Below are 418 nucleotides of genomic sequence, written 5' to 3'. Positions count from 1 at the left end.
TTAGTTACGAACTCTTTTAATTCAAATAAACTAGGTGTATACTCTGCATAAGGTCTTATCTTATTCTTACTATCTCTGTAAATGTAATTATTTTTTTCTAACCATTTAGTAAAATCACTTTGCTTAATCTTTAGTTCCTTAGCTGTATCTCTAATGTTAGTTAGTAAGTTTCTATCTATTAGATCATCAAAATAATTTGCTTTAGGTTGCATAATCTGTATGGTCTCATTTTGCTTTCTAACTACCTCAAGAGTATTTTTAAACATTGCTTTTGTACTCTCGTCTGCAAATGGTAAGTACGTGTTGATGAATAGATCATCATTGTTTATATAGCCACCTGTTTCTCTAACCTTAGGTAAAATGTCGTCAAATATCCAACTTTCAAATTCTTCTGCAGATGGCAATTCCGAATTAGCTG

1 protein-coding gene is annotated in these 418 nt (G+C 30.6%); it reads right to left on the bottom strand.

The genetic code is table 11. The annotated features are described in order from the left end of the window. On the bottom strand, positions 1-418 hold a 418-nt coding region (locus tag RCF13_RS05195), incomplete at both ends, for a phage antirepressor KilAC domain-containing protein (protein ID WP_308140916.1).

This window comes from Stenotrophomonas maltophilia group sp. RNC7, assembly GCF_030910085.1.
Classification (GTDB): domain Bacteria; phylum Pseudomonadota; class Gammaproteobacteria; order Xanthomonadales; family Xanthomonadaceae; genus Stenotrophomonas; species Stenotrophomonas sepilia.
The sequence above is the reverse complement of the archived record's forward strand: the minus strand, read 5'-3'. Positions and strand labels throughout refer to the sequence as shown.